Below are 6,147 nucleotides of genomic sequence, written 5' to 3'. Positions count from 1 at the left end.
CCTCGGCGCTGGCCTGGATGCCGCGAATCCTTCGCAACGGGCGGCGGCGCAGTAAATGCCAGCCGGCGGCGCCGGGGATGATGGTCAGGGACACCGCCCACAGCAGCGCGTGCCAGATGATCCGAGTCACCCCGAACAGCGAACCGTTGGCGCGTACCAGCACCAGCCAGCGGCCGTCCGAGGTGTGGGTGGCGACGGCGTCGCAGCTGTCTTTGGGCAGTTTCGGGTCGTCGGAGTCGATGCAGTTGGCCAGGGCGTGGATTTTTCCGTCCAGGCGCAAGTCGGGCGGTATCGCATGGATTGGCCCGCTCAATGGGCGAAATTGCTCATCGAACAGGCCGTAGGCGTCTACGCCCTTCATGTCGAAGGTCATGCTGGTGGTCAGCGCTTCCACCAGTTCGTCGCCGTCGAACCGCTGGAACAGGTGCTGGCGCTGCATCAGCGAATGGCGCGACAGGTCGCTTAGATAATCTGACACCTCGTAATACAGCACCCCCATGAGGATGCAGCTCCAGGCCACGAACAGCGAACTGTACAGCGCCAGCAAGCGGCTGCTGGAGGAGCGCCAGCCCTTAGATGGGTTCAGCAATGACATAACCGGAACCTCGTACCGTGCGGATCAGCGGCGTGAGGCCCGGTGGATCGATTTTCTTGCGCAGGCGCCCGATGTGGACGTCGATCAGGTTGGTGCCGGGGTCGAAGTGATAACCCCAGACTTCCTCGAAGATCATCATCCGCGACAGGATCTGCCCGGTGTTGCGCATCAGGAATTCCAGCAGTTTGTATTCTGTGGGCAGCAGGCTCAGCGGCTGGTCGGCGCGGCTGGCTTCACGGCTGATCAGGTTCAGCTCAAGGTCGGCCACGCGCAGGGCGGTTTCGAATTCCTTGACCGTGCTTTTGCGCCGCAGCAGCACTTCGACGCGGGCGGCCATTTCATCGGAGGCGAACGGCTTGGTCAGGTAGTCATCCCCACCGGCGCGCAGGCCGCGTACCCGCTCGTCGACATCGGAGAGCGCGCTGATCATCAGGATCGGCGTCGACACGCCGATGGTGCGCAGGGTGGTGACGATGGCCAGGCCGTCGAGTTCCGGCAGCATACGGTCGAGGGTGATCAGATCGTAATCACCACTCACGGCGCGGACCAGGCCTTCGCGGCCGTTGTCCACCCAGTCTACATCCAGTCCATGGCTACTCAGCTCGGCGACGATCTCGCGGGCCGTTACGGCGTCATCCTCGATGGTCAAAATGCGGGTCATAGGATTACCTGGTGAGCGATTCACACTAGAAGTGCGGGCATTTTGCCAAGAAATGGCTGAACGCTTCCTAAATAAAACTTCATGTTGGCAAAACTGACACAAGTTTCACGGCAGGCACCGGCCAGTGTGGCAGGGGGCGTGCTCCTTCCCACAGGGGAATGCATTACGCCCGCCTGCAACAGCCATTTCTTGCAAGTTGCATGGTTCTGGCAAGTTCAATTTACTTAACTTTTTGAAATATAAAGACTTTATTTTTTTACGCGACTGGCATGCGGCCTGCACTGTCCCTTTTGAGAGTTGTAACACTATTTTTCCTGCCGGGAGCACAACAACAATGATCACATCCTCATCCACACTGCAAGAGTCGAGCACGCTCTCCGGGGTTTCCTGGGGGGCTATCTTTGCCGGGGCCGCTGCGGCGGCTGCGTTGTCGCTGATTCTGGTATTGCTGGGCTTCGGCCTGGGTTTTTCGGCGGTCTCGCCGTGGGCCGACAGCGGTATCAGCGCCAAGGGGCTTGGCATTTCCACCATTATCTGGCTGGCCTTTACCCAGATTGTCGCGTCTGGGCTGGGCGGTTATATCGCCGGCCGGTTGCGGGTTAAGTGGGCCAATATGCACGGCGATGAGGTGTACTTTCGCGACACCGCCCATGGTTTCCTGGCCTGGGCGGTCGCCACGCTGATCACCGCAGTGCTGGTGGTCGGTTCGGTCAGCAGTGTCGTGAGCGGTGGTGTGAAAGCCGGTACCAGCGTGGCAGCGGGCGCGGCCAGCGGTATCACTCAAGCCGCGGGCAGTGCAGCCAAAGGCCTTAACGGCGGCGACTTCGACTACTACGTCGACAGCCTGTTTCGTGATGATCGCCCGGTCGCGGTCAGTGATGACGCTGCCCATGGCGTGGTTGCACGCATCTTCACCCGCACCCTGAGTAATGACGGCCAACTCGCCGCTGAAGACCGTGCCTACCTGGCCCAGTTGATCAGCCAACGCACCAACCTTAGCCAGGCCGATGCCGAAGCGCGTATCGACAAAGTCTACAGTGATGCGCGTAAAGCCGTCGAAGACGCCAAGCTCAAAGCCAAGCAAGCCGCTGATACGGCCGCCAAAGTCGCTGCCTATACCTCACTGTGGACCTTTGTCGCACTGTTGATCGGCGCCTTCTTTGCCAGCTTCGCTGCGACCTTTGGTGGCCGTCGCCGCGATGCCGTGGTGTACGTCGAAACCGAAACCTACGTTCGTTAATTCAAGGAGAACAACATGCGCTCATTACTTCTGTGGTTCCTCGGCGTGCCGATCCCGGTGATCATCCTGATCGCGATCTTCATGCACTGATCCCAGTGATTTGTGGGAGGGGGCTCGCCCCCGGTAGCGGAGTGTCAGTCGACAGCACTTTCGACTGTTCCAACGCCATCGGGGGCAAGCCCCTTCCCTCATTTGGCCTGCTGTGTCAGATAGTCAGTCGTCAAACCCGACCTGCTCATGAATCTCATCCACCTTCAATTCCAAGCGATACGCCACCGCAATGAACAACGCCTGGCACAGGCACAACGTGGCGCTCAGGGAGCGGAAGGCAAACGATGAGCCTTCATTCACCAGCAACACTGCGTTCGCCCGCTTGGCCAGGGGCGACAGGTTGCTGTCGGTAATGATCAGTGTCTTGGCCTGATGGTGCTGGGCGATACGCAGGCAGTGCTGGGTCTCTTTGCCGTAGGGCGTGAAGCTGATGGCGATCACCAGGTCATTGGCGCGCACACTGCGCATCTGCTCGCGGTAACTGCCGCCCAGGCCTGAGATCAAGTGGATGCGCTTGTTGGTGTGCTGCAGGTTGTAGACCAGGTAGTCGGCCACCGCAAACGAACGGCGCACGCCGACCACGTAGATGTTGTCGGCGTTGACCACCAGGTCCACGGCTTTTTCGAACGCCGTGTCATCCAGTTCCAGGCCCAGGCGCTCAATGCCCGAGAGGGTGGCGTTGACGCACTCGCGCGCCAGGTCGCCGCCGCTGGCCTTCTGCGACTTGTTGGCGATCATGCTGCGGATGCGCTGCTGATAGTTCTGCACCGGCGTGGTCTTGTGGGTGTACGCCTCGCGAAACAGCGCCTGCATCTCACTGAACCCGCTGAACCCGAAACGCTGGGAAAACCGCACGATGGCCGACGGATGCACTTCGCATTCGCGGGCGATGTCGCTGATACGGTCGACCATGATCCGGTCGCTCTGCTGGCTCATGTAGCTGGCGATGCGCTTGAGCTGGCGTGGCAGGCTTTCGTATTCGTCGGTGATCAGCTGCAGCAGGCGTTCGGCATTGATCGCAGGGCTGGCGAGAGTGTCTTGGGAAGCGGTCTCGGGCGTGGCCGGCTGATCGGTGCGGGACATGGGCAATCCTTCTGGCGGGTTCATCTGGTGCGCTGTTAGTGGGCGCAAGTCTACAGGGTAGGCGCAAAAAAATACCCCGGCATGCGGCCGCGAGTGGCCTGCTGAATCGATGCAGTGTCGCTGGCGTGCCTCTATGCTGACGTATTGGAATAAAAATTCCACTAAAAATAATTATGGAATAAATATTGATTGAGTTCGCTGAACGTTCTAGTCTGCTCCACCAAGAGCGTTTGCCGTCGCCACGGTGGCACAACGCAGGCTGATAAAAATAACAGGAGCCAGCATGGGCCAGACTCGTTTTGCCAGTGGGCGTCAATTGGATCTGATTTGCCTCGGGCGCCTGGGCGTCGACCTCTATGCACAGCAAGTCGGTGCGCGGCTTGAGGACGTTTCCAGCTTTGCCAAGTACCTCGGCGGTTCTTCCGCCAACATCGCTTTTGGCACCGCACGCTTGGGCCTCAAGTCGGCGATGTTGAGCCGGGTCGGGGACGACCATATGGGCCGCTTCCTGACGGAATCCCTGGCCCGTGAAGGCTGCGATGTCAGCGGCGTCAAGGTCGACCCGGAACGCCTCACCGCCCTGGTGTTGCTCGGCCTCAAGGACCGCGAAAAAGGCGCCCTGCTGGCGCACCTGCAGAAGTACAAAAAGTACCCGCAGAGCGCTCTGAACAGTGGCAAGGAAGGCATGAATCGCTTGCGCTTCGTGGTCGATGCACAAGGCAATGTGCTGTCCTATGAGCTGGTGGGCCGCTCCGGCAACGCCAACCTGGACCGCGCCACCCTGGATATGATCCGTAATGCCCAGCCATTGCCCAAGCCACCGGCCGACATGGTAAAAAGCGGCAGCATTGAGATCGTCGCGCCGTTCGTTTACAACATCGAGAAGCGTCGCCGCTAAAGGCACGCGCAGGGCTGTGTGAGAGGGGGCTTGCTCCCTCCCACATTGGGTTTTCTCGTTTTAGCAAAATCTCGCACATTCCTCGCTCAATCCTTATCAAAGTTCTGATAACGTGCGTCTATCGATTGCAGTCGGTATGCTTGGCTCGCAACCTCATGGACGCCCGCTATGACTCTTACAGAATTACGCTACATCGTGACCCTCGCCCAAGAACAACACTTCGGTCACGCGGCCGAGCGTTGCCACGTCAGCCAGCCGACGCTGTCGGTGGGTGTGAAAAAACTTGAAGACGAACTCGGTGTGCTGATTTTCGAGCGCAGCAAAAGCGCCGTGCGCCTGACGCCGGTCGGTGAAGGCATCGTCGCCCAGGCCCAAAAGGTTCTGGAGCAAGCCCAAAGCATTCGTGAACTGGCCCAGGCCGGCAAAAACCAGCTGACCGCGCCGCTGAAAGTCGGGGCCATCTACACCGTCGGCCCGTACCTGTTCCCGCACCTGATTCCGCAACTGCACCGCGTCGCGCCGCAGATGCCGCTGTATATCGAAGAGAACTTCACCCACGTGCTGCGCGACAAACTGCGCAACGGCGAGCTGGACGCAATCATCATTGCGCTGCCGTTCAACGAGGCCGACGTGCTGACCCTGCCGCTCTACGACGAGCCGTTCTACGTACTGATGCCGGCCTCGCACCCGTGGACACAGAAAGACACCATCGACGCCGGCCTGCTCAACGACAAGAGCCTGCTGCTGCTCGGTGAAGGCCACTGCTTCCGCGACCAGGTGCTGGAAGCCTGCCCGACCCTGACCAAGGGCCACGACGGCGCCAAACACACCACCGTCGAATCCAGCTCCCTGGAAACCATTCGCCACATGGTCGCCTCCGGCCTGGGCATCTCGATCCTGCCGCTGTCGGCGGTGGACAGCCATCACTACGCCCCAGGCGTGATCGCAGTACGCCCACTCACGCCGCCGGTGCCGTTCCGTACCGTGGCGATTGCCTGGCGCGCCAGCTTCCCACGACCCAAAGCCATTGAGATCCTTGCCGACTCGATTCGCCTGTGTTCGGTGGCCAAGCCGCCCGCTGCGAGCTAAGCCGCTGTATGACTGAGCTGTCGCAGGTGTCGGTGACGGCGCTCAAGGGTGTCGGCGAAGCCATGGCCGAGAAGTTGGCCAAGGTCGGCCTGGAGAACCTTCAGGATGTGCTGTTCCACCTGCCCCTACGCTACCAGGACCGCACACGCGTGGTGCCCATCGGCCATTTGCGCCCGGGGCAAGACGCGGTAATCGAAGGCACCGTCAGCGGCGCCGACGTGGTGATGGGCAAGCGCCGCAGTTTAGTCGTGCGCTTGCAGGACGGCACCGGTGGCCTGAGCCTGCGCTTCTATCATTTCAGCAACGCGCAGAAGGAAGGCCTCAAGCGCGGCACCCGCGTGCGTTGCTACGGCGAAGCACGCCCCGGCGCCTCCGGCCTGGAAATCTACCACCCGGAATACCGCGCCATTACCGGCGACGAGCCGCCGCCGGTCGACACCACCCTGACGCCGATCTACCCGCTGACCGAAGGCCTCACCCAACAGCGCCTGCGCCAACTGTGCCAGCAGACCCTGAGCATGCTCGGCCCG

At 60.8% G+C, this 6,147-nt stretch carries 5 protein-coding genes and 3 pseudogenes; 5 read left to right on the top strand and 3 right to left on the bottom strand.

Translation table 11 applies throughout. The features are described from left to right. Window positions 1–595: pseudogene (locus L9Z73_RS23590) on the bottom strand (two-component sensor histidine kinase); the annotation flags it as partial. Then, window positions 573–1,256, bottom strand: a complete 684-nt coding sequence (locus L9Z73_RS23585) for a response regulator transcription factor (RefSeq protein WP_065876088.1) — start codon at window positions 1,254–1,256, stop codon at window positions 573–575. The gene L9Z73_RS23585 and the pseudogene L9Z73_RS23590, both read right to left, overlap by 23 nt. Before the next feature lie 334 nt (window positions 1,257–1,590). Between L9Z73_RS23585 and L9Z73_RS23580 the strand changes: the two genes are divergently transcribed. Further along, window positions 1,591–2,496: a hypothetical protein gene (locus L9Z73_RS23580; protein WP_247406186.1), complete on the top strand. Its 906-nt coding sequence runs from the start codon at window positions 1,591–1,593 to the stop codon at window positions 2,494–2,496. A 213-nt stretch (window positions 2,497–2,709) separates the two neighbouring features. Here L9Z73_RS23580 and L9Z73_RS23575 read toward each other — a convergent pair whose 3' ends face one another. Beyond that, on the bottom strand, window positions 2,710–3,630 hold the full coding sequence (locus L9Z73_RS23575) for a MurR/RpiR family transcriptional regulator (protein WP_247406183.1): 921 nt from the start codon (window positions 3,628–3,630) through the stop codon (window positions 2,710–2,712). 283 nt (window positions 3,631–3,913) lie between these two features. Here L9Z73_RS23575 and L9Z73_RS23570 point away from each other — a divergent pair. From L9Z73_RS23570 to L9Z73_RS23555, 4 genes and pseudogenes are all read left to right on the top strand, one after another. Next, window positions 3,914–4,240: pseudogene (locus L9Z73_RS23570) on the top strand (PfkB family carbohydrate kinase); the annotation flags it as partial. Next, window positions 4,241–4,528 (top strand): annotated as a pseudogene (locus tag L9Z73_RS23565) (energy transducer TonB family protein); the annotation flags it as partial. Between the two features lie 168 nt (window positions 4,529–4,696). Next, window positions 4,697–5,617 carry a hydrogen peroxide-inducible genes activator gene (locus L9Z73_RS23560; RefSeq protein ID WP_247406180.1) on the top strand — a complete coding sequence of 307 codons (921 nt, stop codon included), beginning with the start codon at window positions 4,697–4,699 and terminating at the stop codon, window positions 5,615–5,617. Between the two features lie 8 nt (window positions 5,618–5,625). Beyond that, on the top strand, window positions 5,626–6,147 hold a 522-nt coding region (locus L9Z73_RS23555), incomplete at its 3' end, for an OB-fold nucleic acid binding domain-containing protein (protein WP_345894183.1).

Origin of the sequence: Pseudomonas emilianonis, from assembly GCF_023072625.1 — a bacterium.
GTDB classification, from domain to species: domain Bacteria; phylum Pseudomonadota; class Gammaproteobacteria; order Pseudomonadales; family Pseudomonadaceae; genus Aquipseudomonas; species Aquipseudomonas paraveronii.
Note: the sequence above shows the minus strand (reverse complement) of the source record. Positions and strands in the feature narration are given on the sequence as shown.

Excerpts from the sequence above, each read along its gene's own strand:
- L9Z73_RS23585 (WP_065876088.1), bottom strand. The coding sequence starts at position 1,256 with ATGACCCGCATTTTGACCATCGAGGATGACGCCGTAACGGCCCGCGAG.
- L9Z73_RS23580 (WP_247406186.1), top strand. The coding sequence starts at position 1,591 with ATGATCACATCCTCATCCACACTGCAAGAGTCGAGCACGCTCTCCGGG.
- L9Z73_RS23575 (WP_247406183.1), bottom strand. The coding sequence starts at position 3,630 with ATGTCCCGCACCGATCAGCCGGCCACGCCCGAGACCGCTTCCCAAGAC.
- L9Z73_RS23560 (WP_247406180.1), top strand. The coding sequence starts at position 4,697 with ATGACTCTTACAGAATTACGCTACATCGTGACCCTCGCCCAAGAACAA.